Below are 24,768 nucleotides of genomic sequence, written 5' to 3'. Positions count from 1 at the left end.
TGTATACTAATGGTTTATACCAATGAATTTTGGGTCATATATTTAGACTTTTCCACACCCATTAGTTTTAAAATAGTTGGTGCAATATCACCTAATACACCATCATTAATATGATTAATTTCTTTATCGACCAATATTAATGGTACAGGATTGGTCGTATGTGCCGTGTTTGGAGAACCATCTTCGTTAAGCATGGTTTCACAATTTCCGTGGTCAGCGATTACGATTACAGAAAAATCTTTTTCGATAGCTGCAGTAATAACGTCTTTTGCACATTCGTCAACTGTTTCACAAGCCTTAATTGCTGCTTCCATAACACCGGTATGACCAACCATATCAGGATTTGCGAAGTTCAAACAGATAAAGTCAACATCTCCTTTATTGATTTCTGGTATAATTTTATCCCTAATTTCAAAAGCGCTCATTTCTGGTTGCAAGTCATAAGTTGCCACTTTTGGTGAAGGACATAGAATTCGAGATTCACCTTCAAAAGGAACCTCTCTACCTCCATTGAAAAAGAAAGTAACATGAGGGTACTTCTCGGTTTCCGCTATTCTAATTTGTTTTTTACCGGCATTGGATAAAACTTCACCTAGCGTGTCAACGATATTATCTTTGTTATATACAACGTGTACGTTATTGTATGATTCGTCGTAATTGGTCAAAGTAACATAGTACAGTGCAAGTTTGTGCATGTTTTGTTCATGCATATCTACCTGACTTAATACTTGAGTTAGTTCTCTTCCTCTATCTGTTCTAAAATTGAAGAAAATAACTACATCGCCTTCTTTTACAGATGCAACTGGTGTCCCATCTGTATTGGTCATTACAATTGGTTTAATAAATTCATCGGTAACATCGGCATCGTAACTTTTCTGAATTGTTTTACCGATATCTGTAGATTTTTCACCTTCTGCATTTACGATAACATCATAAGCTTCTTTAACACGTTCCCACCTTTTGTCGCGGTCCATTGCGTAGTATCTACCAATAACAGTGGCTAATTTTGTGTTTTTATCTGCGCCGTATTGAACGATATCTTCTAAAAATCCTTTTCCAGATTTTGGATCAACATCTCTACCATCGGTAAAAGCATGTAAATACATATTGTCGACGCCAGATTCTTTACCGGCAGCAATTAACCCTTTAATATGGTTGGTATGACTATGTACACCACCATCACTTAATAAGCCTAAAAAATGAACATCTTTGTTGTTTTCCTTTGCGTAATCAAAAGCACTTTTTAGTACTGGTTCAGAACTTAAAGTGTTCTCGTTGACCGCCTTGTTTATTTTAGCTAAATCTTGATAAACAATTCTACCGGCACCCAAATTCATATGACCAACTTCGCTATTACCCATTTGACCTTCAGGCAAACCTACGTTCATTCCGTCGGTTAGCAAATTGGAGTTTGCGTATTTGGTATATAAACTATCTATAAAAGGCGTATTGGCTTTATCTACTGCAGATACTTCAGGATTTGGAGATTTGCCCCAACCGTCTAATATCATTAAGATTACTTTTTTGTTCATCTTTTCAAGGTTTTAAGAATACAAAAATACTATGTTCTGTTAAGTTTAGCTACTAGATTAAGGGCCTTTTTTAAATAGGTACAGTAACACAACATAATTGAACATGAAAATAGTTTTGTTTGTTAAAGTTTAGTTATAACAGTGTTAAAGAATGAAACATTTTAAGTTTTAAATAGTCTATTAAAATGTACGCTATTGTACTTCATCAATTAAAATCAATCATCATGAAAAAAGTAATTCTTACATTAGCTATGGTAGCATTTACCATGGGATCAACTGTTATGGCAGCTGAAAACACTAACCGAATTGCATCATCAACTACATCAGAACTTATAAAAAGAGCAGATGTTAGTTCTTTTTGTAAGGCAGTAATAAAGGGAGATGTACAAACAGTAAAGCGCTTAATTGATTTGGGCGAAGATGTAAATCAAAAATCTATGGGTATGACCCCTGCAATGTTTGCAGCCCGTTACAATAAAGTGGATATTTTAGAAGTATTGATTAGCAATGGTGCGGACCTAGATATGAAAAGTAACCAAGGGTATACTGCAAAACGTTATGCAGAATTATCAAATGCAACCGAGGCCCTAGAACTTATCGAAACAGCGACCGGTAGCTAATTTTCTATAGTATTTTTTCTCTTTATTAAGATTAAAAGATCTAGTTCACGAAGCTCAATTTTTTAGCCATATGTTCGATTGTTAAATATTTATTATTTAATTCTTAAAACTATTATTTTCATAATAAAATATATGTAAATTTATGTTATTGATAATTTTTACAAAAATTTAAATATAAATATTATGAAAAAAGTAATTGCATTTTTATTCTGTTTAGGAATGTTCTCAATAGTAAATGCCAACGTTGACAATATTCAGAAATCTAACTCTTATACTATAAATTCTATTTCTGCCAATGATGAAATCAGTTCATTGTGTAAAGCAGTTATTAAAGGAGATGTAGATGAAGTTAGAAGTTTGTTAGCTACTGGGGCGGAATTAAACGAAAAGTCATTAGGGTTAACACCTGCAATGTATGCTGCGCGTTACAATAAGGCAGAGGTAATGAAGGTTTTGCTTTTAAACGGGGCGAATTTAAATATTAAAAGCGACCAAGGGTATACCGCAAAAGATTATGCTAAACAATCGAACGCGAAGGATGTGTTGGATGTAATTAAACAAGATTCTTAATAAACAGCATTCTGAAATTTAAAAAGGCCCATTGAATTTTCAATGGGCCTTTTTTTAATTAATACAAAATCCTACTCCAAATAGTGTTCAGGTAAAAGAGTAAAACGCGTTAAAAATCAAATCCGTTTACGGCTCTAACAACGAAGGCGTACATTGCCATAAATATCATTAGGGCGCAAAATACTGAGTAAACTTTTAAAAACGCAACCAAAATTTCTGGTTTGCAGTTTTCAAAAGCTTGCACGTACAAGTTTCTGAAATGTGTAATTGTTCCCATTATAGTGTTCTTCTATGATTAAATCATAGCTATAAAGGCAATAAATAAATGGTAAAATAAGCTTGGGACTTACCCAAAGTTACAAAAAATATACAACCGCGTAGATAGCCCTAGATAAAGTGTACAATAAATCGGATTAACCTTGATTTTTATACTTTGCTATGGCCTCCTTAATTTTTTCAATTCTATTTTCGGGATCTGGGTGGGTACTTTGAAATTCAGGGGTACGGTTTGGTCCGCCAGCTGCTTTTAAAATTTCCATTACCGTTACCATTTCATAAGGGTCATAACCAGATTGAATCATAAAAAGAACACCTAGCTCATCACTTTCCAATTCGTCGCCTCTACCGTTTTTCAATAAAGTGCTCTGTCCTATACTGCCTACAATGCTGCCCATATCTCCTGCACCTACAGTTGCACCCATGGTAGCGGTTTGCCAAGTTTGGCTATCGGCAATTCTTTCAGCGGAATGCCTACCGATAACATGACCTATCTCATGTCCTAAAACTCCGGCTAATTGCGCTTCATTAAGTTGGGAAAATAGTGCATATGTGATAAAACATTGCCCCCCGGGCAACGCAAAAGCATTTATAGTTTGGTCGTCTGCCAATAAATGAAAGTCATATTCATAAGGTGTTTCCCTAGCAATACTGTTTTGAACCAATTTGTTTCCAACAGACGCAACGAACGACTGCAAACGTTGATCGGGATAAAGTCCGCCGTGCTGCTGTGCCATCTCTGGGGCACTTTGTAAGCCTATAGCAATTTCTTGATCAGGGGTCATGGTAATATGCTGAGAACGACCGGTGTAAGGGTTCTCTTCGGTGTTGCTGCATTTTTGTATAAATGCAAAGGCAACAATGGCCAATCCTATGAATATTCTAATTTTCCAACTTCCTCTTCTCATGGTAAAGTGTTATAGTACAGGCTCTAATGTACAAAATGCTTATAAAAGCTTTCTATTGATATCTAAAATATTATTTTGTATGTAAGACTTCAAAAAGTTCATTGTAAAATGCTCGGCACCATAATAATCTTCGCGAATTATAATGGATGCCACGTTTTTACTTCTGTACTGTTCAAGCATTGGTATAGACAATGGTGCGTAGCTATAATGCCAAGGCTCATATTTAAAACCTCTTCTTTTTGGCTCATTGGTATAAACTAAATAAAAACCATAGGTTTCGGAGTTTTCATCCATCCATTTTTTAAAATCCACGTAAGGGCCATCACCTTCATATTTGTGAGGAACCAAAACATCACCTTCCACTTTTCTGTAGCCGTCCACAACATCAATATCGGTACCCCAATGATGTCTGCTGGTACCAGGTATGGTAGAATACTCAATAATTTTATCAATGGCGTCGGTAGGGTTCATGCCATCATCATCTGTATATTGCAAAAATTTGCGCTCAAAAATTGCTTCTTGTCTATCGTAGCTTCTATAACTAGATACTATTTTTAAATCAATACCGTCTTTATATGCTGCTTTTTTCATTTCTATAAAGGCATCATGAGCTTCTTTTCTTAAGTTGATACCCTTACCGAATAGCTCTATATCTTCTTTGCCCATTAATTCAAGAATGCCATATTCCTTTTCTTCTTGAATAAATATTGTTGGAGCAAGAGCAAGAGCAAGTGCTGCGGAACTACTTCTATTAATAAACGTTCTTCTTTGCATATCTAAATATTGATGTTAATGGAGCAATTTATTTGCCAAACTCGATCAAAAGATAAAATACTTTTGAATGTGGTAAAATCTGTATTATTAAAGTAAAAATAGTGATTATTGATCTTATGGTATGTAAGATTAATTTTCTTCTCTTGTTGAAAGGTATAAATATCCTTGGTGTTTGATATTTAAGTCGTTTAAGGTAATTATGTAAAAATAAATACCAGATGGTAAACCTATATTTTTTGCAATTACACCATTTACATTAGAAATGCCGTTAAATTCGTTACTGTAGTTCTTTTTTGAGAATACCATTCTACCATATCTATTGAAGATTTGTAAGGTGTTGTTCGGTGACCCTTCTATTCCTTCAATTTCTAAATAATCGTTTATGCCATCACCATTAGGCGTCATATAATAGTTGTCTAATGTAATATTGGATACGGTTTCTAAAAGGTCGGAGTTTCCGCCAATAGTTATTATTTCATAGTCACTTGGTACAAAGTCTTCTGAGGTTATTGAGCCACTGTTAAAATCTCCCTCTACATTAGAATTTCCAAGATTTACCCAAACTTTATCAATAATACTCCAACCTACCACTTTTAGGTCGGTAATAAAATCACCGTAAAGATTGGCGTTGCTATCTTGGTCCCAGGTTAAGGTTACTTTCGATGGAATACTACCTTCTAAATGCCAAAATTCATATTCGCTAACCGATAAAAATTGGTTTTCGGTTAAACTGGTATCGAAACTTGTTTCTATAATACTTGGGGTGTTGGGGTCTTCATAATAATAGGCTGCTTTGGTATAATCATTAGAACTTTCGGATACAATCGTCAATGGACGCAATTTATCGAATTGGCCAATTGGGTAGGTAAATTCAGATTTATTGCTCATTGCTGCATAGCCATCTACTTTTGTGGTATTGCCTTCGCCTATATAGAATGAATCGTTTAGAAAATTTATATTGACTTCGGATACCACTCTATTGGTAACAATATCACCTGTTATAAAACTGGCGTTATTTGAAATCCCAACAGTATTATCTATATAAAGATCGTTATCAACGGCAACTTCAAAATCATAAAAAATAGGATTTGACCCACCGGATATTGTTAGCGCCTTATCCATGGAATAAAAACCTACCAATCCTTTATTTTGATTAAATGCACCATTATTGATGACATCCATATGAAAACCAACAAGACCGTCATCGTGAATTTGAATATTTCCATAGTTATGCACGGCATCTTGACTGTAGCTGTTTAAGGCACAGAGTAAAGTACAGACGATATATATAAAAGTTGATGTGTTTCTCATATTCTTATCGATGTGCTTCGAAAATTACTACAATCCCATCCGCATAATTGTCTGTATTTAAGGTAAACCCATTGCTTGTGAAAGCAGTAACCGTTGCGGTGGTTAACCCTAAATTATCTCCATTTTGATTTGCATAACGTAACCCGATACTGTGAGCGCTAGAAGCGTATCTAGATATATCGTTAATTGAATTACCACTACCTCCGTTGAAGATTACTTGTTCGGTAATAGTGCCATTGTCATCTCTGGCAAATCCTTTCATACTACCATAAGCATTTGGTAATCCATTTTCATTATTTCTAGTCCCGTTGTCAGCATTAATATCGAAATCTTCAATATTGGCATAGGCTACAAACGACACTGATGAAGGTTGAAAAGGAATTCCGGATACGGAAACCGCACCTGTTCCCGAAATTCTAAACGTACCGGTATAGGTAGTTTTTTGACCCATTTGGCTCCAAGACGTACCATCAAAAACATATACTTGATTTGTATCCGTATTAAAGACCAAAGATCCTGTGGCAGCATCTGTTGTAGCATTTATATCTGCGGTTGTGGCATTGGTTAAGCCAAGTAGTAAACCACTTTCCAATTGGGCGTTGGCAATAACACCTGTTAGAAGAATGATTGTAAATAGTATGTAATTTTTTAATCTCATTTTTATAGGTCTAAAACAGTGAACATAAATTCAGAATCAAATCTTGATCGGTCGGTGCCGCCGTTGTCATTATCACCGATGATAACCTCAAAACTAGTCGCGGTTTGGTTGGAGTAGGAGATACCAGGATCGTCGTTACCGGCACCACCTCTACCAGGTTGTGTTAATTGAATGATATAATCAGCATCAGATACCGCACCCGTAGGCAATGTAACTCTGTAATAACCTACACTGATTCTAGTGACGGTAACTCCAGCTGTTGCTTTGGTAACTGCACCTGTAGAACTAATCTTGCCTATTGCTTTTATCGGGCTCATAGAATTTACCCACTCAGTACCAGTGGCTGTTGAAGTTAATACTTGACCAGCTGTTCCTGGGGAATCATTTTCATCTAATACGGCACCTTCCAATTCTAAAGTTTCGTTTATTATTACTGAAGTATTGCCCGAAGTTTCTTCAACTTTTAATGCTTCAATTTCACCAACAACTAAACCTATTTCATCGGCTGCAGGACTGTAAATACCGGTATCGGAATCATCAGAAAATCTATAAGATGGCAGGGTTGTACTACCATCAGAGTTGTTTAATCCACTAGTTCTTGTTGTTCCATTTACGGTAAGTTTATTTGTTCCTAGTAATGGATTTCCTATACTTAACCTATTGTTGGTTGCGTCCCAGAATAATTGGCTGTTATTTTCAGTTGGAGTACCATCGGCTCCTGCAAAAAACACAGAACCTGTAGTACCTGTATGTGATAAATCAGATAAAGGAACATCTAAGTCTCCATTAGAATCAGATATTCTTAAGTAGTCAACCCCTGCCACATCAACAGTGGAAAAACTAGTGTTGGTTTCATTGGTAATACTCCCATCAACTTCCGTAAAATCGTTAATGATGTTGTATGGTAATGTACTCGACCCGTCTCCAGTTATACTTATTCCGGCACCTGCTGTAATTTCTGTTTCAGTTCCGTCTGCATATAGAGAGGATAAATTCGCTACCTGAGTTGTAGGGTCATCTTCAATTTTAAGTAAAAGTTCAAATGTTGAACCGTTGAATGCGAACATTTCAACTGTTTGATCATCTGTTGAAATTGTACTAAGATCAACTTGATTGGATCCAGTTAATGGATTCGTTAATGTAAGAATATTGGTAGCGCTTAAACTTAAATCAGAAAGTTCATTGGTTACCGAGTTGTCCAGGTTATCCGGAACTGCAATGGTGTAAGGACTGGCCACAGTACCTGCACCTGCAATAGTAGTATTCGTACCGTCATTGAGAACCGTTTCCGATCCATCGGCAACAGGAAGTGTTATAGGAGTTGAAGCCACACCATTGATGGTAGAGGTAATCTCTCCAGCGGTGATATCCAGTTCGTTCGAGTTTACGATGGTAGCATCCAAAGCGCCATTGCTATCCGTGATCGTCATTGTGTTGGTAGCAGAAGTAAAAGCGGTATTTATTTCATTCGTTACGCTATCATCTATTTCAGTAAACGTATTTGCAACCACATAAGGGTCACCAGTTACACCTGTACCTGAAACACTGATGTCCGTTCCCGCGGTAACCAAAGTTTCCGATCCATCGGCAACAGGAAGTGCGATGGGAGTTGAAGCCACGCCGTTGATGGTAGAGGTGATTTCTCCAGCGGTGATATCCAGTTCGTTCGAGTTTACGATGGTAGCATCCAAAGCGCCATTGCTGTCCGTGATCGTCATTGTGTTCGTCGCAGAGGTGAAAGCGGTGTTCGTTTCATTGGTTACCGAGTTGTCCAGGTTATCCGGAACAGCTATAGTGTACGGACTGGCCGCAGTACCTGCACCTGCAATAGTAGTATTCGTACCGTCATTGAGAACCGTTTCCGATCCATCGGCAACAGGAAGTGTTATAGGAGTTGAAGCCACACCATTGATGGTAGAGGTAATCTCTCCAGCAGTGATATCCAGTTCGTTCGAGTTTACGATCGGAGCGGTCAAAGCACCATTACTGTCCGTAATCGTTAATGTGTTGGTAGCAGAAGCAAAAGCTGTGTTTGTTTCGTTCGTTACGCTATCGTCTATTTCTGTAAAAGTATTTGCAACCACATAAGGGTCCCCGGTAACACCTGTACCTGAGACACTGATATCCGTTCCCGCGGTAACCAAAGTTTCCGATCCATCGGCAACAGGTAGGGTTATAGGAGTTGAAGCCACACCATTGATGGTAGAAGTGATTTCTCCAGCGGTAATATCCAATTCGTTCGAGTTTACGATCGGAGCGGTCAATGCGCCATTGCTGTCCGTGATCGTCAATGTGTTGGTAGCAGAAGTAAAAGCGGTATTTATTTCGTTCGTTACGCTATCGTCTATTTCAGTAAACGTATTTGCAACCACATAAGGGTCACCGGTAACACCTGTACCTGAGACACTGATGTCCGATCCTGCGGTTACCAAAGTTTCCGATCCATCGGCAACAGGAAGTGTTATAGGAGTTGAAGCCACACCATTGATGGTAGAGGTAATCTCTCCAGCAGTGATATCCAGTTCGTTCGAGTTTACGATCGGAGCGGTCAAAGCACCATTACTGTCCGTAATCGTTAATGTGTTGGTAGCAGAAGCAAAAGCTGTGTTTGTTTCGTTCGTTACGCTATCGTCTATTTCTGTAAAAGTATTTGCAACCACATAAGGGTCACCGGTAACACCTGTACCTGAGACACTGATGTCCGTTCCCGCGATAACCAAAGTTTCCGATCCATCGGCAACAGGAAGTGTTATAGGAGTTGAAGCCACGCCGTTGATGGTAGAGGTAATCTCTCCAGCGGTGATATCCAGTTCGTTCGAGTTTACGATCGGAGCGGTCAAAGCACCATTACTGTCCGTAATCGTCATTGTGTTGGTAGCAGAAGCAAAAGCTGTGTTTGTTTCGTTCGTTACGCTATCGTCTATTTCTGTAAAAGTATTTGCAACCACATAAGGGTCACCGGTAACACCTGTACCTGAGACACTGATGTCCGTTCCCGCGGTAACCAAAGTTTCCGATCCATCGGCAACAGGTAGGGTTATAGGAGTGGAAGCGACACCGTTGATGGTAGAGGTAATCTCTCCAGCGGTGATATCCAGTTCGTTCGAGTTTACGATGGTAGCATCCAAAGCGCCATTGCTGTCCGTGATCGTCATTGTGTTGGTTGCAGAAGTAAAAGCGGTATTTATTTCGTTCGTTACGCTATCATCAATCTCAGTAAATGTATTTTCTACCACATAAGGGTCACCGGTAACACCTGTACCTGAGACACTGATGTCCGTTCCCGCGGTAACCAAAGTTTCCGATCCATCGGCAACAGGTAGGGTTATAGGAGTTGAAGCCACGCCGTTGATAGTAGAAGTGATTTCTCCAGCGGTAATATCCAGTTCGTTCGAGTTTACGATCGGGGCATCCAAAGCGCCATTGCTGTCCGTGATCGTCATTGTGTTGGTTGCAGAAGTAAAAGCCGTATTTGTTTCATTGGTTACCGAGTTGTCCAGGTTATCCGGAACAGCTATAGTGTACGGACTGGCCGCAGTACCTGCACCTGCAATAGTAGTATTCGTACCGTCATTGAGAACCGTTTCCGATCCATCGGCAACAGGAAGAGCGATGGGAGTTGAAGTCACGCCGTTGATGGTAGAGGTAATCTCTCCAGCGGTGATATCCAGTTCGTTCGAGTTTACGATGGTAGCATCCAAAGCGCCATTGCTGTCCGTGATCGTCAATGTGTTCGTCGCAGAAGTAAAAGCTGTGTTCGTTTCGTTTGTTACCGAGTTGTCCAGGTTATCCGGAACTGCAATGGTATAAGGACTGGCCGCAGTACCTGCACCTGCAATAGTAGTATTCGTACCGTCATTGAGAACCGTTTCCGATCCATCGGCAACAGGAAGAGCGATGGGAGTTGAAGCCACACCGTTGATGGTAGAGGTAATCTCTCCAGCGGTGATATCCAGTTCGTTCGTATTTACGATGGTAGCATCCAAAGCGCCATTGCTGTCCGTGATCGTCAATGTATTGGTTGCAGAAGCAAAAGCGGTATTTATTTCATTCGTTACGCTATCATCAATCTCCGTAAATGTATTTGCAACCACATAAGGGTCACCGGAAACACCTGTGCCTGAAACACTGATGTCCGTTCCTGCGGTTACCAAAGTTTCCGATCCATCTGCAACAGGAAGTGCGATGGGAGTTGAAGCCACGCCGTTGATGGTAGAGGTAATCTCTCCAGCAGTGATATCCAGTTCGTTCGAGTTTACGATCGGAGCGGTCAAAGCACCATTACTGTCCGTAATCGTTAATGTGTTGGTAGCAGAAGCAAAAGCTGTGTTTGTTTCGTTCGTTACGCTATCGTCTATTTCTGTAAAAGTATTTGCAACCACATAAGGGTCCCCGGTAACACCTGTACCTGAGACACTGATATCCGTTCCCGCGGTAACCAAAGTTTCCGATCCATCGGCAACAGGTAGGGTTATAGGAGTTGAAGCCACACCGTTGATGGTAGAGGTAATCTCTCCAGCGGTAATATCCAGTTCGTTCGAGTTTACGATGGTAGCATCCAAAGCGCCATTGCTGTCCGTGATCGTCATTGTGTTGGTTGCAGAAGTAAAAGCGGTATTTATTTCGTTCGTTACGCTATCATCTATTTCAGTAAACGTATTTGCAACCACATAAGGGTCACCGGTAACACCTGTACCTGAGACGCTGATGTCCGATCCTGCGGTTACCAAAGTTTCCGATCCATCGGCAACAGGAAGTGTTATAGGAGTTGAAGCCACGCCGTTGATGGTAGAGGTAATCTCTCCAGCGGTAATATCCAGTTCGTTCGAGTTTACGATCGGGGCATCCAAAGCGCCATTGCTGTCCGTGATCGTCATTGTGTTGGTTGCAGAAGTAAAAGCCGTATTTGTTTCATTGGTTACCGAGTTGTCCAGGTTATCCGGAACAGCTATAGTGTACGGACTGGCCGCAGTACCTGCACCTGCAATAGTAGTATTCGTACCGTCATTGAGAACCGTTTCCGATCCATCGGCAACAGGAAGTGTTATAGGAGTTGAAGCCACACCGTTGATGGTAGAGGTAATCTCTCCAGCGGTAATATCCAGTTCGTTCGTATTTACGATCGGGGCATCCAAAGCGCCATTGCTGTCCGTAATCGTCATTGTGTTCGTCGAAGAAGTGAAAGCGGTGTTCGTTTCGTTATTGGCATCTTTATCTAGATCCAATGCTTCAGAAGCGGTGATTGCATCCGCAAGTTCGGTATCCGTAGCGAAAGTATTTCCTAAATCGACACCGGTAGCACCGGCAGCAGGATTCGTCAGGTTTACTGTCGTACCTGTGATGGAAATATCTGAAAGTTCATTCGTTGCAGAGGTATCCTCATCAGCTAAAATATGATTGTCTATTTTGGTATCTACCGCTGCTATTGCATTATCGGCATCCAATTCGTTTTGGTCCACATCCGCTCTAATAGCAGTATCGTCATATGCCAATCCGCTAATATCGGTACTTACATCGCCACCGGCATCCGATACGGTTAAATTTGTTCCATCAAAAGAAATTCCTGTATTGTAATCATCGGTTGCATCTATATCTAAATTTGCAGGTAGGTCGCTTAAATCATTAAAGCTCCCAGAGAAATCATCTGCAGCGTTTTGATCAAATGCAGATAAATCTACCATTGTTGCATTTGGATCGTTTGATAAGGTAAGTACTCCCGAAGTATAATCTAAGGTCTGTATTTCGTTCTGGGCGTCTGCATCTGCATCGTCTACATTGATTGCAATAGTATTACCGTTGTCAATACTTATATTCCCCGGTGTATTGTCGGTCTGTAAATTTTGGTTATCGGTAACTGCGATAGAAATAATGGTTTCTATTCCGTTTTCATTGGTGTAAGTGTAGGTGCCATCACCATTATCGTTAAGTGTAGAAATAGTTTGTGCCGCTCCGTTAAAAGTAACCGTATTACCATTTCCATCATCTAGGGTAATAGTGCCATCCCCATTATCGGCAAATGAAAAATCACTAGTGTTGTTGCCGTCACAAAGGTTTGTCCAAATTGATCCATTGAAGTAGTGAACACATTGGGTATCTGTGTTATAGACCACAGCACCATTCAATGGTGTAATTGCTTGCATTTGTGCAGTAGAAAGTCTTGTAAGTACAAAAGCTTTATTTGTACTTTCCAATTCAACAATAGAAGCGGAATGTATGGTGTTGGGATTCTGACCTATTTTCACCTGTGCGGATACACAGAAGGAAATTAGTGAGAAAAATAGAAAGAATTTAATTTTTGTAGACATTGACGTATTGGGGGATATGTTAACATGTATAAAAATAAGGGGTGATTTGTAAGAAAAATAGAATATGTTGTGTAGCTAGACAATTATGTTGAGAAAACCAATACCTGTTCTATTACACCCAATAAATATGTATTTTATCTAGTGTTTGTTAGGTTTCATGTTGTAAGAATTATCAAAAGATAACAGAACAATTTTTGGAAGATTGAAGGGGAAACGATTAAAAAAACTTTAAAAGGTTACCGCGTTAAATACAAAAATCCTTGATAATTTAAATCTTCTTCAGGTATGTAAATGGTATAAAAATAGACTCCGGTAGGTAAGCCTTCTTCAGCTCTAAAAGGCACGTTGTCCAAATTTGAAAAACCTACAAACTCATTAGTGTAATCGGTTTTCTCAAATACCTTTAATCCGTAGCGATCATATATTTGAACAAAATTACTGGAGAACTCCTCTAACTCTTCAACATAGAAACTATCGTTGATGCCATCACCATTTACCGATACAAAGAAATTGTCTATAAAAAGAACTTCTTTAGAAAGAGGTTCATAGGGTTCTTTAGAAGCCCCAAAGGTAATGACCTCGTAGTCATCTGGTATGAATGCCGTTGTAGTGATAAAGCCTTCACTTAATGTGCCTACAGGTGCGCTCCTAGAGAGGTTTACCCATCTTTGAGAAGCCTTGCTCCACCCAACTGGTATAATCAAAGAGACATCATCGGTTAGTGTGCTTAATTGGCTTCTAAGGTTCCAACTTAAAGAGACTGTCGATGATATGGTGCCTTCCAATCTCCAAAATTCTATATTGCTAACGGTTTCAACATCTATGGCGGTTGAAGTCGTGTTGAAAGTATTTGCAAATGAAGCCGGACTATTAGGATTTTCAAAGAAATAGGCACTTTTAGCGAAAAGGTTAACACTTTCTGAGACTAAAATTAGAGGTCTTAAGTATTCGTTGTCTCCAATAGGAAAGCCAAATTCTTGTTGGTTGGTAATTGCCGCATAGCCTTCAATTTTACTAAAGTCATTTTCACCATTATAAAACGAATTGTCTACAAAGTTGTAAAAAATGCTAGGTTGTGATCGGTTGGTGATGATGTCACCAAAAATAAAGTTGGTATTGTTTACATTATCCATGCCCAGGTCTAACTGCATATGGTTTTCTAGGGCAATTTCCATATCATAGAATTGCGGTGTAATGTTCCCCGAAACCGTAATTAGCTCCGACCCATAAAAACCAGCTAACCCAAGGTTGTTGTCCATGGGAGATTCATTGATAAGATTGGTGTGAAAACCAATTTGCCCACCTTCGTGAATACGTAAGTTGCCGTTGTTATACAGTGCTGTTTGGGCAGAAATAGTTGCTGCAAAAAGAAAGAACAGTATGTATATGTATTTTTTCATTTTAGAAATCAGATATTGTGAAGAACCAATTTGAGTCACTTTCGTTAATAACAATTTCAGATGATGTTATTGGTAATGAATTTGCAGTATGGTCATGCTCTGCTACACCAGCCGCTGTACTATTGTTTATAAATATTGTTGGTTCTGCTGAAGTTGTAAATACGAACATTTCTGTTATGGATACCGTAAAATCATTAACTGTTTGATCTAGTAATTGAATTTTAAAATTAGGTGATGTATTGGCAATTGTTAATTGTACTATGTAATTGGCGTCAGGACGAGGGGTGTCAAAAGTTACCGTGTAATTACCCGCAGAGTTTCTTACTACGGTTGAATTAAGAATTTTAGCAGGAGTGCCATCGGCGTTTACTTTACCCATTGGCAAAGTGGCTACATTTGATGGATTTGCCCAAGTAACATCACCAGCTGCGTTAGTTGTAAGTACTTGGCCGTTTGTACCTGCTAATAATTTATCCGGAGTTACATTATCATCAAGGATTTTTGTGGTTGTAACAGCATTTTCAGCTAATTCAGCAGTATTTACACCTAATGGCGTTATGCCAATTTCATCTGCCGCTGAAATAGTAATGCCATTTCCTGCCGTATAAGTAGTGCCGGCTGTAGGTGCATTTATCCAATCGGTTTGCGTTCCGGTAGAAGATAATATTTGACCGGCAGTGCCTGATTCACCATCCTTGTCTAATAGCAAATTACTTACTTGAAGACTTTGATTAACTATAACATTCGTATTCCCTAATGTTGGTTCATCAATCCTCAAAGCCTGAACTGCACCTACATCAAAAGCAATTTCATCCGCTGCAGACCTATACATTCCAGTGTCTGGGTCACTGGCGAAACGATATGTAACGACACCATCTCCAGCAGAAAACGAAGCTGCTCTTACTTGTCCACCAGAAACATGTAATTTAGTTGCTGGTGTATCTGTCCCTATTCCAATATTTCCAACTCCATCAAAACTTAAGTCAAACCCTGCTAATTGGTGAACTCTATCCTCTGTTAAGGTTAAGTTGGCGTTAGATAAATTATCTCCAGCATTCAAACCATCAATTTCAGTCTGAATTTCTACGATGGCCGCCTGAACGTCATTACTAGTAGTGTTACCAGCTGGTGTGAAGGGAACGGCTGCTGCGTTTTGGTTATCAGTATTGATGGTGTGGGTTAAGTCCGAAATTTGACTTTCTGTTATCGTAAGGTTTGTCTCATTGATATCAACCAAAATTTCATTGTTGACTGCATCTTCGGAAACGGCAACTTTATTCGAACCTGAATTTATACTTCTGAATTCAAGGTCGACACCATTCTTTTGAATAAAAGTCGGGACACCCGCTACACCTTGGTTAGAGGCAGTGTTTGTTTCACCTGTAATAGTAATCCCATCAATTTCAGTCTGAATTTCTACGATGGCCGCCTGAACATCAGTGCTTGTGGTGTTACCCGCTGGCGTAAAGGGAACGGCCGCTGCGTTTTGGTTATCAGTATTGATGGTGTGGGTTAAGTCTGAAATTTGACTTTCTGTTATCGTAAGGTTTGCCTCATTGATATCAACCAAAATTTCATTGTTGACTGCATCTTCGGAAACGGCAACTTTATTCGAACCTGAATTTATACTTCTGAATTCAAGGTCGACACCATTCTTTTGAATAAAAGTCGGGACACCCGCTACACCTTGGTTAGAGGCAGTGTTTGTTTCACCTGTAATAGTAATCCCATCAATTTCGGTCTGAATTTCTACGATAGCTGCCTGAACGTCAGTGCTTGTGGTGTTGCCCTCTGGCGTAAAGGGAACAGCCGCTGCGTTTTGGTTATCTGTATTGACAAAACCACTATCAGCCAATTCATCAATAGCTGCTTGTGTGTTAGTTGCTGTTAAGCCTGAAGCTGCAGGGTCATAGGGTACTTCGCTAGCATTTTGATCATCATCTCCGGCCCCTCCACCAGGTGGGAAATCTGCCCATTCTACATTTCCAGTAATATTATTTGTAATTAAAACTTGATCTTCGGTCAATGTTCCAGGTGCAGGCTCAATTTTCGCAGGCGTTACTGCTTCATCTTCTATCGTAAATTGCCCAATATTATTCATGGTGACATCACCACCTACATCAACTCCAGTAGGTATATTTGTGGCATTGCCAACAAAAATTTGTCCGTTATTTAAGTTTGGGGCATCGGCTAAACTGCTTAGATTAACCTCGTTACCTGTGGTTAAAGGAGTGGAGATTGTAAGTATATTGGTTGTTTCGTTAAAAACTATATCTTGTAGTTCATTTTGATTATCGCCATCCCCATCATTATAAAAAGCACCTCCATCGTTAATACTTGGGGAAATTGAATTATTTGCGTCGGCACTAACAATGGTTTGCGCAGAACCGCCAACTGTATTGTCTACATAGATTTTAACAGCATTTTGCGTAGGGTATAAATTTGTAGAATTTCCCAAGGTAACATCATTAGATTTATTGGCTACATCTTCCTTAAGAGCCAAACCAGCTGTAACTACGGCATCAGTAGCTAAAGGTGATAGGTCTGCAGTGGTAGCATCACCATTTTCAATGTTTATGGTAAGAATTTCATTTGCCAAAGTAGCATTACCTAAGTTTTGTTCATCTGTATCAATTGTTGGGTTAGGCAATGTAATCGTTCCGCCATTGGTCAAACTAATTTCAGTGCCCGCCGGGTTTATACTTAACTGCTGTAAATACGTTGATAAATCATACGTATTTGGATCATTCTCAATACTAAGAACATTTCCTGTAAGATCTAGCCGCTGGTCATCTGAGCCAATTAAAGCACCTAAACTGATAGTGGATACTCCTGCTATTGTAGACCTTTCGAGTGTAAGCGTTGTGTCTAATTTATTAAAGGTTAGATCATAAAAATCATTGGAATCTTCCCATTGTACAATACCATTTTCATCGGTGGTCAAAAGTTGATCTGGTACCGTATTGGCGATATCTTCAGGGGCAATACTTCCATCTCTAATTTCTACCGATCCAACGGCATTCTCACTTATTTCGCTAGAACCTACAGATGCCGCAGCCAGTTTATCTTGGGTAATGGAGTTGTCTTGTATGTCATCGGGGCCAATGCCGCCATCAATAATATTGTCTCCCAATATGCTGTTTTTGGCTACTTCTAAATTGTAACCGGCTGCAGATTCGGTAATCTCAATAGTACTTCTACCATTAATTATAGGGTCGTTGGTGATGCTAAAGTCTACGGCGTCGCAAAGGTTGACCCATTGGGTACCGTCGTAATAATTAATACATTCGGTATCGGTATTGTATACCATACCCCCACGTTGCGGGGTAATGGCTTCCATTTCTGCCGTGGTAACTCGGGTAATGACCAAAACTTTAGAGGAGCTTTCCAACTCTAAAACAGATGAAGCATCTATATTTTGGGGGTTGTCTCCTATTTTAATTTGTCCGAATACGGGGGGTATAGCCAGTAAAATAAAAAAAATAAAGAAAATTATTGCTTTCATACTTAGTGTCTTATGACGAGAAAATAGTGTAAACAAAAATAGAATTATCTAGACAATACCATTTATTTATAAGTTGAAATAATGTTGTATTGGGTTAAAGAACATGTATTGTCGTTGTACCGCCTTAGTTTTGCTTAAAGTTGCTGCCTTTTTAATTCTTGTTGATAAAGAAATTAACAAAAGTTTATTGACGGCTTTTTTTTTATAATGGTTACAAATCTTTTCTTTATCTTTTCAATGCCTCTATGAGTGGGGCGTTATCCCTTTTAATATACACTAAATGACCAGAAAATTACTTTTTTTATTAGTATTATTTACCGCTATATCGGGCTTTGCCCAAGATGATACCAGACGACCATTATTTGGTTCTGTAATCTATATGAACATTGGCGTACCCAATGAAAATGTCATCAACTCAACTTCTGAGCATGCCACTATTACCAATGATCAAGGGCAGTTTAAGATCAACGTAAAAGTGGGCGATCAACTGGTTTTTACTGCGGTAAACTACAATATAAAGGTAGTGACCATTACCGAAGAGATCTTGGCGAACAACCGCTTGGTGGTAGAGGTAAACGAAAAAGTGACAGAGCTTGATGAAGTGGTGATTACACCAGAGCAGCAAGAACGCTTCTTGCAAATGAGAAACGAGGAGTTTAAACAGCATGAGTATGAAATAGATCGTAGTACAGAGGTGGAGAATATAGCCATGTCTGAAGTTGATAGGGGGATGCAAAATGGCCTTAATTTTGCGAATATATTTAGGGCTATGTTTAAATCTCAAGATGAAGTTGCCGAAGAAAGGCCTAAGTTAAAGGTAAGTGAGGTGTTGCGTCAGGTTTATGACGATTCTTTCTTTGTGGTAGATTTACAGATACCTCAAGATAAGATCAATGAATTTTTGTATTACTGTGATGCCCGTATGCCGGCACAGTCTTTACTTAAAAAGGAAAATGAATTTCAGTTGATCGATGCTTTAGTGAATAATAGTAAAACGTTTCTTAAAGATTTAAATGAGGAGTAGACTCCTTATATTTTTTCTGTTTTCTGGCGTTTTTGCTTTTGCGCAAATTGGCGAGTATAAGAAAATAGAGGGTAGGGTGTATAGTGATGACGGTGATGTTGCCGCAACACACGTAATCAATCTAACTTCTAAAAGAGCCAGTATAACAGATCAAAATGGGTATTTTGCTATTGCGGCAAAGCTATTTGATACTTTAGAATTCTCTGCCGTTCAATACAAAAAGAAAATTGTAGTGGTCAGTTCGGCAATTTTTGAAAGCAAGCTCATTTCAGTTGGTTTAGAAGATGCTTTAACAGAATTGGATGAAGTAACGGTAACCCCCTATAATCTTAGTGGTAATTTGTTGGCAGATTTACCTACGTTGGATCTAGATCCAATAGTAACCGCATCTACCTTGGGGCTACCGAACGCCTACGTGAAAATACCCACAAAGGCAGAACGAGAGTTGTCTGCGGCAACCGCAAACCCCATAATGAGTTTTGATCCTTTGATCAATGCCATTACCGGGCGTACCAAAATGTTGAAAAAAAGGGTAGAGCGCAATAATCTTTATGACAGAACAGAGCGAGTTCGTAAATTTTATGCGGATAGTATTTATCAAAAACAGTTATTGATACCTGTTGATAGAATAGACGATTTTCTCTACTATTGCGAGGTTGATCCACGTTTTCAAAAAACAGTTGATACCCATGATGAAATAGCCATTTGGGAGTATCTACGACAAAAAAGTATACTTTACAGAGAGAATAATGCTTTGGATTAAGGGTGTTATATTTGGCATGTGCTTTGCTAATATGATATGAAACCATACAATATGAAAATTTTTAAACCAGTATTGGTGTTATTGATACTTCCCCTTTTTGCATTTGCCGGGGCACATAAATTCTACATTAGTGTTACCAATGTGAACTACTCGGAAAAAGATGAGGCCATACAGATCATTACCCGTGTTTTTATTGATGATATGAACGCGGTGCTAAAAGAGCGATATGGGTATACTGCAAATCTGGGCACCGAAAAGGAAAATGATGTAGATAAAGATTTTCTAGTAAAATACCTGAGAACAAAATTTTTGGTAGAGGTCAATTCAGAAAACGTAACCTACGATTTTATAGGCCATAAGTATGATAGCGATATGGTTATCTGTTACCTAGAGGTACCCAATGTACCACTTGCCACATTAAAACAAATTGGTATTACCAATGAAGTGCTGACAGATATTTATGATGATCAGCAAAATGTGCTACATATGAAAGTAAAAGGCAAGAAAAAAAGCCATGTTCTTGTAAAATCTCGTCCTAAAGGAATGTTAAATTTGTAACATATATTAAGATATCCCTATAAAAACTTTAATTTTCGGACACTAAAAAAACCAAGTAATGATAAGAATAAAGTACGCATTCGCGTCTATTTTATTCCTTTTCGCCGGTGTAACCTTTGCACAAGAGACGGTAACTAAAGAAAAGGAACCTGGGCACTACAACCAGAGTAAGTTTAAGCAGTTATACGAAGAGTTTTCTACTCCCAACACCTACAGGTCTGCATCTGGTGCGCCAGGGCCCGATTACTACCAGCAACAGGCAGATTATGTAATGGACATTCGTTTAGATGATAAGAATGCCAAATTATTTGGAGAAGAAACTATTACATATACAAACAATTCACCAGATGATCTAGAGTATTTATGGGTGCAATTAGATCAAAATGTGAGAGAAAAAGATTCTAAGGCAGCATTAAAGAACGGTAGCGGAATTTCTTTAGGTGATTCACCAGAAAAGTTTGTAGGTAACTTTATGACCGAGGCTTTTGATGGCGGATTCAATATCGATTATGTAAAAGATGATTCTGGTAAAGCATTGCCTTATACCATTAACTTTACCATGATGCGTGTAGATTTACCTACTCCGCTAAAAAGTGGCGATAAGTTTTCTTTTGATATTAAGTGGAACTATAACATACCTGATCATACGATAAATAGAGCTAGATCGGGTTATGAGTTTTTTGAAGAAGATGGTAACAGAGCCTATGTAATTGCACAGTTCTTTCCAAGAATGGCGGTTTATAATGATGTAGAAGGATGGCAGAACCACCAATTTTGGGGTAATGGGGAATTCGCACTTCCTTTTGGAAACTACGAAGTGAACATTACGGTACCGGCAGATCATATTTTAGATGGTACCGGTGTACTTCAAAACAGAAAAGAGGTATATACCAAAGAAATGATGCGTCGTTACGAGTTAGCTAAAAAGTCGTACGACAAACCTGTTATCATTGTAACCCAAGCAGAAGCAGAAGCAGCTGAAAAAGGATTCTCAGATAAAACAAAAACGTGGAAACTAAAAGCGGAGAATGTTCGCGATTTTGGTTTTGCAACATCTAGAAAGTTCATTTGGGACATGCAAGCGGTAAAATTAGGTAACAGAGATGTTATGGCCGTATCGATGTACCCAAAAGAAGGTAACCCGTTATGGGAAGAGTATTCTACAAAAGCTGTAGCGCATACGTTGAAATCTTATTCTTCGCATACGTTTGACTACCCTTATCCAAAAGCGATATCTGTACACGCTAAGCGTCAAGGTATGGAGTACCCAATGATCTGCTGGAACTACGGTAGACCAAATAAAGATGGTAGCTACTCAGACAGAACTAAATATGGTATGATCAGTGTAATTATTCACGAAGTTGGACATAACTTTTTCCCAATGATCGTAAACTCAGATGAGCGTCAATGGGGATGGATGGACGAAGGTTTGGATACCTTTATGCAATACATGGCAGAGCAAGAATTTGGTGAAGCGTATCCAGAAGCTATTGCACCAAATGCAAAATACCCATCTAGAAGAGGAGACCCTGCGAAGATTGTACCGTACATGAGTGGTGATCAAAGTACCATTTCTCCAATTATGTCAAACCCAGAAAATGTTTTTCAACTAGGGCCAAACGCATACGGAAAACCTGCAACGGCATTGAATATTTTAAGAGAGACCGTTATGGGCCGTGAGTTGTTCGACCATGCTTTTAAAACGTATTCTCAACGTTGGAAATTTAAACACCCAACACCAGAAGATTTCTTTAGAACAATGGAAGATGCATCTGCCGTTGATTTAGATTGGTACTGGAGAGGATGGTTCTATACTACCGATTATGTAGATATGGCCGTTAAGGATATTAAGAAATACTATGTTAGCGATAAGCCTAACAAAAAAATGAAAGCTTATTTAGCAGAGCGTGGTATACCAGAATCTAACTTGCCACCAATGGTATATTTAGAAGAGTATGGTGACACCGATATTGTTGCGCCAGAATTGAAGGATAACTTACCTTCGGAAACTTCTAAAACTCTAAAGGAGTTTATGATGGATAATATGACCGCAGCTGAAAGAGCGGCAATTAAAGAACCTAAGTATTTTTACGAAGTAACGTATAATAGCCCAGGTGGCCTACCAATGCCATTGATCGTTGAATATACGTATGCAGATGGTTCTGTAAAGAATGTAACCTACCCGCCAGAAATCTGGAGAAAGAATAGTAAAGAGGTAAGCATGGTTATTTCTTCTACATCAGAGTTAAAAGGGATACAGATAGATCCTAAAATGGAGACTGCCGACATTGACACTACTAACAATAGCTGGCCAAAGAAAGAGCAGGATAGTGATTTCGATAAAATGAAAGAAGGAATCAAAGGAAAATAATTAACAAAACATTTATTGAAAAAAGCCTCGTATAACTACGGGGCTTTTTTAATTTCGATACTAAACTTGTTTATATTTGTAGTATGATTGCTATGTATTCATTATTTATTAGTGGCGCAGAAATTTTCTTCATTATGTTTATCGTAGTGATGGTTTTTGGTGCCGACAAAATTCCTGGAATTGCAAAGGGCTTGGGCAAAGGTATGCGCCAATTGAAAGATGCAACCGAGGATATTAAACAGGAGATTCAAAAAAGTGCCGACAAACAAGGCATAGACACTAGTTTTGTGACCGATATTAAAAAAGATATTGATGACATGAAACAAGATATTAGTTCTGGCTTAGGAACCGACGTCAAAAAACAAATTAATGACGTTAGTAAAAATATCAATGAAGTAACCGGCACGATCAAGAGAAAATAATCTACTATGTTAGATGAGATTTTACAATGGGATCGAGATGCCTTTGTCTATCTCAACAGTCTTGGTATAGAACAGTACGATGCTTTTTGGTCTACCGTTACCAAATTTCCTCCTTGGATTCCACTATTTGCACTTATTATCATACTTTTCTTTATAAAATTCCCGAAGAAAGATGCTTTGGCAATGATTTTGACCATATTGATTATGGCATATTTTGTAGCTACGGTAACAGATTTAACAAAGCATGTAGTAGCACGTTTAAGACCTAATAACGATGAAGAGTTAAATACACTGATCCGTATTTTAAGGAGTCCGTCTGGGTTTAGCTTTTTTTCTGGTCACGCTTCATCTTCTTTTTCTATAATAACGTTGACCGTATTATTTTTAAGACGGCATTTTAAATGGGTGTACCTATTTTATATATGGCCTATTTTATTTGCTATGAGTAGGGTGTACGTAGGTGTTCACTTTCCAATAGACCTTATGGTAGGTGCTTTGGTAGGTATATTTTCAGCTTGGCTGTTTTATAAATTATATGGCTTGATTATTTCACCCTACTTAAAGTCAGTCCGTCACGTATAGGCAAAAGAACCGTATCCAATAGTGGATGATCGCTCAATTTCTTATTGTAATCTAACAATACCTTTGTGGTAACATCTTTTGGGTTTAAGGGCTCTACCACTTTGCCCGACCATAATACATTGTCGGAAAGTATTACAGAGCCGGGTTTGGTTTTAGGTAATACGGCTTCAAGATATTTATCGTACTGTTTCTTTTCGGCATCGATAAAAATAAGGTCAAAGGTGATATCCATTTTAGGAATAATATCTAGGGCATTGCCCACATGTTGTACAATCTGTTCGCCATAACCGCTTCGGTCAAAAAAAGTACGCTGAATTTGTTCCAGTTCTGCATTGACATCAATGGTGTGCAGTTGGCCATTTTTCTGTAATCCTTCCGCAAGGCATAAGGCAGAATAACCTGTATACGTGCCAATTTCAAGTATAGTAGCAGGGTTTATCAATTTAGAAAGCAAACTTAGAACACGACCTTGAAAATGCCCGGTAAGCATACGTGGCTGTATTACTTTTAAATGGGTTTCTCGTGTAAGCTCCTGTAATAATTTAGGTTCTGGTTGAGAGTGGTCCGCTAAGTAGTTTTCTAAAAGTGGCGATAAAAAATGCATGCGTTTCTTTTTGCAAAAATAGGGTTTTAAGCCTTAATTTAAGGGTCTGAAATAAGAGAGCGATGAATAATGTAATAGAGATAAGGGAAGCCGTAAAAAGCGATTTGCCCGTATTACGACTGCATGAACAAGAAGTTGTCAATGCAGAACGCCCCATGAACCCTACCATTAAGGGAAGAGGAGTTATTTATTATGATTTAGAAGCGCTTTTAGAAAACCCAAGAGCTACTGTTTTGGTGGCGTGCCACGACGATAAAATAGTGGCCACAGGGTATGCTTTGGAAAAACCTGCTAGAGATTATCTTGACCATGAAACTTTTGCGTATTTAGGCTTTATGTACACAGATCCAAATTATAGGGGTAGAGGTTTGAACGGTAAAATTATTGATGCATTAATAGATTGGGCAACAAATGCGGGCTTAACCGAAATTAAGTTAGATGTATACAGCGACAATGATTCTGCCATACGTGCCTATGAGAAAAAAGGGTTTAAAAGACATATGATAGAAATGCGATTAAGAACCGAATAACATAAAGGATTGTTGGTAGTACTATCCATAATACTGGGCATATGTTTACTTTTAT

General features: G+C 38.8%; 19 protein-coding genes. 9 read left to right on the top strand and 10 right to left on the bottom strand.

Annotated features, from left to right (window positions below; all coding sequences use genetic code 11):
• Positions 1-14: 14 nt before the first annotated feature.
• Entirely contained in the window at positions 15-1,532 is a 1,518-nt protein-coding gene (gene gpmI / locus DCS95_RS06825; RefSeq protein ID WP_116770007.1) for a 2,3-bisphosphoglycerate-independent phosphoglycerate mutase, read from the bottom strand.
• A gap of 224 nt (positions 1,533-1,756) precedes the next feature.
• On the opposite strand from gpmI, the gene DCS95_RS06820 reads away from it, so the two are divergent.
• Together DCS95_RS06820 and DCS95_RS06815 are read left to right on the top strand one after the other, a co-directional pair.
• The gene (locus tag DCS95_RS06820; protein WP_116770190.1) at positions 1,757-2,152 is read left to right on the top strand and encodes an ankyrin repeat domain-containing protein; all 396 of its coding nucleotides are present in this window, start codon (positions 1,757-1,759) and stop codon (positions 2,150-2,152) included.
• A gap of 183 nt (positions 2,153-2,335) precedes the next feature.
• Entirely contained in the window at positions 2,336-2,722 is a 387-nt protein-coding gene (locus DCS95_RS06815) for an ankyrin repeat domain-containing protein (RefSeq protein WP_116770006.1), read from the top strand.
• Between the two features lie 109 nt (positions 2,723-2,831).
• Here DCS95_RS06815 and DCS95_RS20640 read toward each other — a convergent pair whose 3' ends face one another.
• The 8 genes from DCS95_RS20640 to DCS95_RS06780 form a co-directional block, all read right to left on the bottom strand.
• Positions 2,832-2,999, bottom strand: a complete 168-nt coding sequence (locus tag DCS95_RS20640) for a DUF6747 family protein (RefSeq protein ID WP_164674138.1) — start codon at positions 2,997-2,999, stop codon at positions 2,832-2,834.
• Positions 3,000-3,135: 136 nt separating this feature from the next.
• A complete protein-coding gene (locus DCS95_RS06810) occupies positions 3,136-3,906 on the bottom strand; it encodes a M48 family metalloprotease (RefSeq protein ID WP_116770005.1) in 771 nt (256 codons plus the stop codon).
• A 39-nt stretch (positions 3,907-3,945) separates the two neighbouring features.
• On the bottom strand, positions 3,946-4,680 hold the full coding sequence (locus DCS95_RS06805; RefSeq protein WP_116770004.1) for a M15 family metallopeptidase: 735 nt from the start codon (positions 4,678-4,680) through the stop codon (positions 3,946-3,948).
• A gap of 129 nt (positions 4,681-4,809) precedes the next feature.
• Positions 4,810-5,991 (bottom strand): T9SS type B sorting domain-containing protein, encoded by a 1,182-nt coding sequence (locus DCS95_RS06800; protein ID WP_116770003.1) that lies wholly within the window; start codon positions 5,989-5,991, stop codon positions 4,810-4,812.
• 4 nt (positions 5,992-5,995) lie between these two features.
• Positions 5,996-6,649 (bottom strand): hypothetical protein, encoded by a 654-nt coding sequence (locus tag DCS95_RS06795; RefSeq protein ID WP_116770002.1) that lies wholly within the window; start codon positions 6,647-6,649, stop codon positions 5,996-5,998.
• 2 nt (positions 6,650-6,651) lie between these two features.
• Positions 6,652-12,954: an autotransporter outer membrane beta-barrel domain-containing protein gene (locus DCS95_RS06790; RefSeq protein ID WP_116770001.1), complete on the bottom strand. Its 6,303-nt coding sequence runs from the start codon at positions 12,952-12,954 to the stop codon at positions 6,652-6,654.
• 236 nt (positions 12,955-13,190) lie between these two features.
• Positions 13,191-14,354, bottom strand: a complete 1,164-nt coding sequence (locus DCS95_RS06785; RefSeq protein ID WP_116770000.1) for a T9SS type B sorting domain-containing protein — start codon at positions 14,352-14,354, stop codon at positions 13,191-13,193.
• Position 14,355: 1 nt separating this feature from the next.
• A complete protein-coding gene (locus DCS95_RS06780) occupies positions 14,356-17,859 on the bottom strand; it encodes a beta strand repeat-containing protein (protein WP_116769999.1) in 3,504 nt (1,167 codons plus the stop codon).
• Between the two features lie 280 nt (positions 17,860-18,139).
• Here DCS95_RS06780 and DCS95_RS06775 point away from each other — a divergent pair, with 280 nt between their 5' ends.
• The 6 genes from DCS95_RS06775 to DCS95_RS06750 all read left to right on the top strand — a co-directional run bounded on the left by DCS95_RS06775 (position 18,140) and on the right by DCS95_RS06750 (position 23,579).
• A complete protein-coding gene (locus DCS95_RS06775; protein ID WP_116769998.1) occupies positions 18,140-18,883 on the top strand; it encodes a peptidase associated/transthyretin-like domain-containing protein in 744 nt (247 codons plus the stop codon).
• Positions 18,873-19,646, top strand: a complete 774-nt coding sequence (locus tag DCS95_RS06770; RefSeq protein ID WP_164674137.1) for a peptidase associated/transthyretin-like domain-containing protein — start codon at positions 18,873-18,875, stop codon at positions 19,644-19,646. Before DCS95_RS06775 ends, DCS95_RS06770 begins: the two co-directional genes overlap by 11 nt.
• Before the next feature lie 51 nt (positions 19,647-19,697).
• Complete coding sequence (locus DCS95_RS06765) at positions 19,698-20,204, top strand: DUF6702 family protein (protein ID WP_116770188.1); 507 nt, start codon at positions 19,698-19,700, stop codon at positions 20,202-20,204.
• Between the two features lie 58 nt (positions 20,205-20,262).
• Positions 20,263-22,575 carry a M1 family metallopeptidase gene (locus DCS95_RS06760; protein ID WP_116769997.1) on the top strand — a complete coding sequence of 771 codons (2,313 nt, stop codon included), beginning with the start codon at positions 20,263-20,265 and terminating at the stop codon, positions 22,573-22,575.
• Positions 22,576-22,667: 92 nt separating this feature from the next.
• Positions 22,668-22,997: a Sec-independent protein translocase subunit TatA/TatB gene (locus DCS95_RS06755; RefSeq protein WP_236564419.1), complete on the top strand. Its 330-nt coding sequence runs from the start codon at positions 22,668-22,670 to the stop codon at positions 22,995-22,997.
• A 6-nt stretch (positions 22,998-23,003) separates the two neighbouring features.
• Positions 23,004-23,579, top strand: coding sequence for a phosphatase PAP2 family protein (locus DCS95_RS06750; protein ID WP_116769995.1), 576 nt, complete (start codon positions 23,004-23,006; stop codon positions 23,577-23,579).
• Here the strand turns inward: DCS95_RS06750 and DCS95_RS06745 are convergent.
• The gene (locus DCS95_RS06745) at positions 23,542-24,183 is read right to left on the bottom strand and encodes an O-methyltransferase (protein ID WP_116769994.1); all 642 of its coding nucleotides are present in this window, start codon (positions 24,181-24,183) and stop codon (positions 23,542-23,544) included. The two genes, DCS95_RS06750 and DCS95_RS06745, sit on opposite strands and share 38 nt — an antisense overlap.
• 62 nt (positions 24,184-24,245) lie before the next feature.
• On the opposite strand from DCS95_RS06745, the gene DCS95_RS06740 reads away from it, so the two are divergent.
• A complete protein-coding gene (locus DCS95_RS06740) occupies positions 24,246-24,713 on the top strand; it encodes a GNAT family N-acetyltransferase (protein ID WP_116769993.1) in 468 nt (155 codons plus the stop codon).
• Positions 24,714-24,768 lie beyond the last annotated feature (55 nt).

Source organism: Maribacter litoralis, from assembly GCF_003075045.1.
Classification (GTDB): domain Bacteria; phylum Bacteroidota; class Bacteroidia; order Flavobacteriales; family Flavobacteriaceae; genus Maribacter; species Maribacter litoralis.
This window is presented reverse-complemented; position numbering and strand designations above follow the sequence as displayed.

Coding starts and splice junctions, on each gene's coding strand:
- DCS95_RS06775 (WP_116769998.1), top strand. CDS start 18,140: ATGACCAGAAAATTACTTTTTTTATTAGTATTATTTACCGCTATATCG.
- DCS95_RS06750 (WP_116769995.1), top strand. CDS start 23,004: ATGTTAGATGAGATTTTACAATGGGATCGAGATGCCTTTGTCTATCTC.
- DCS95_RS06760 (WP_116769997.1), top strand. CDS start 20,263: ATGATAAGAATAAAGTACGCATTCGCGTCTATTTTATTCCTTTTCGCC.
- DCS95_RS06785 (WP_116770000.1), bottom strand. CDS start 14,354: ATGAAAAAATACATATACATACTGTTCTTTCTTTTTGCAGCAACTATT.
- DCS95_RS06795 (WP_116770002.1), bottom strand. CDS start 6,649: ATGAGATTAAAAAATTACATACTATTTACAATCATTCTTCTAACAGGT.
- gpmI (WP_116770007.1), bottom strand. CDS start 1,532: ATGAACAAAAAAGTAATCTTAATGATATTAGACGGTTGGGGCAAATCT.
- DCS95_RS06770 (WP_164674137.1), top strand. CDS start 18,873: ATGAGGAGTAGACTCCTTATATTTTTTCTGTTTTCTGGCGTTTTTGCT.
- DCS95_RS06790 (WP_116770001.1), bottom strand. CDS start 12,954: ATGTCTACAAAAATTAAATTCTTTCTATTTTTCTCACTAATTTCCTTC.
- DCS95_RS06755 (WP_236564419.1), top strand. CDS start 22,668: ATGTATTCATTATTTATTAGTGGCGCAGAAATTTTCTTCATTATGTTT.
- DCS95_RS06800 (WP_116770003.1), bottom strand. CDS start 5,991: ATGAGAAACACATCAACTTTTATATATATCGTCTGTACTTTACTCTGT.
- DCS95_RS06740 (WP_116769993.1), top strand. CDS start 24,246: ATGAATAATGTAATAGAGATAAGGGAAGCCGTAAAAAGCGATTTGCCC.
- DCS95_RS06820 (WP_116770190.1), top strand. CDS start 1,757: ATGAAAAAAGTAATTCTTACATTAGCTATGGTAGCATTTACCATGGGA.
- DCS95_RS06765 (WP_116770188.1), top strand. CDS start 19,698: ATGAAAATTTTTAAACCAGTATTGGTGTTATTGATACTTCCCCTTTTT.
- DCS95_RS06745 (WP_116769994.1), bottom strand. CDS start 24,183: ATGCATTTTTTATCGCCACTTTTAGAAAACTACTTAGCGGACCACTCT.
- DCS95_RS06815 (WP_116770006.1), top strand. CDS start 2,336: ATGAAAAAAGTAATTGCATTTTTATTCTGTTTAGGAATGTTCTCAATA.
- DCS95_RS06780 (WP_116769999.1), bottom strand. CDS start 17,859: ATGAAAGCAATAATTTTCTTTATTTTTTTTATTTTACTGGCTATACCC.
- DCS95_RS20640 (WP_164674138.1), bottom strand. CDS start 2,999: ATGGGAACAATTACACATTTCAGAAACTTGTACGTGCAAGCTTTTGAA.
- DCS95_RS06805 (WP_116770004.1), bottom strand. CDS start 4,680: ATGCAAAGAAGAACGTTTATTAATAGAAGTAGTTCCGCAGCACTTGCT.
- DCS95_RS06810 (WP_116770005.1), bottom strand. CDS start 3,906: ATGAGAAGAGGAAGTTGGAAAATTAGAATATTCATAGGATTGGCCATT.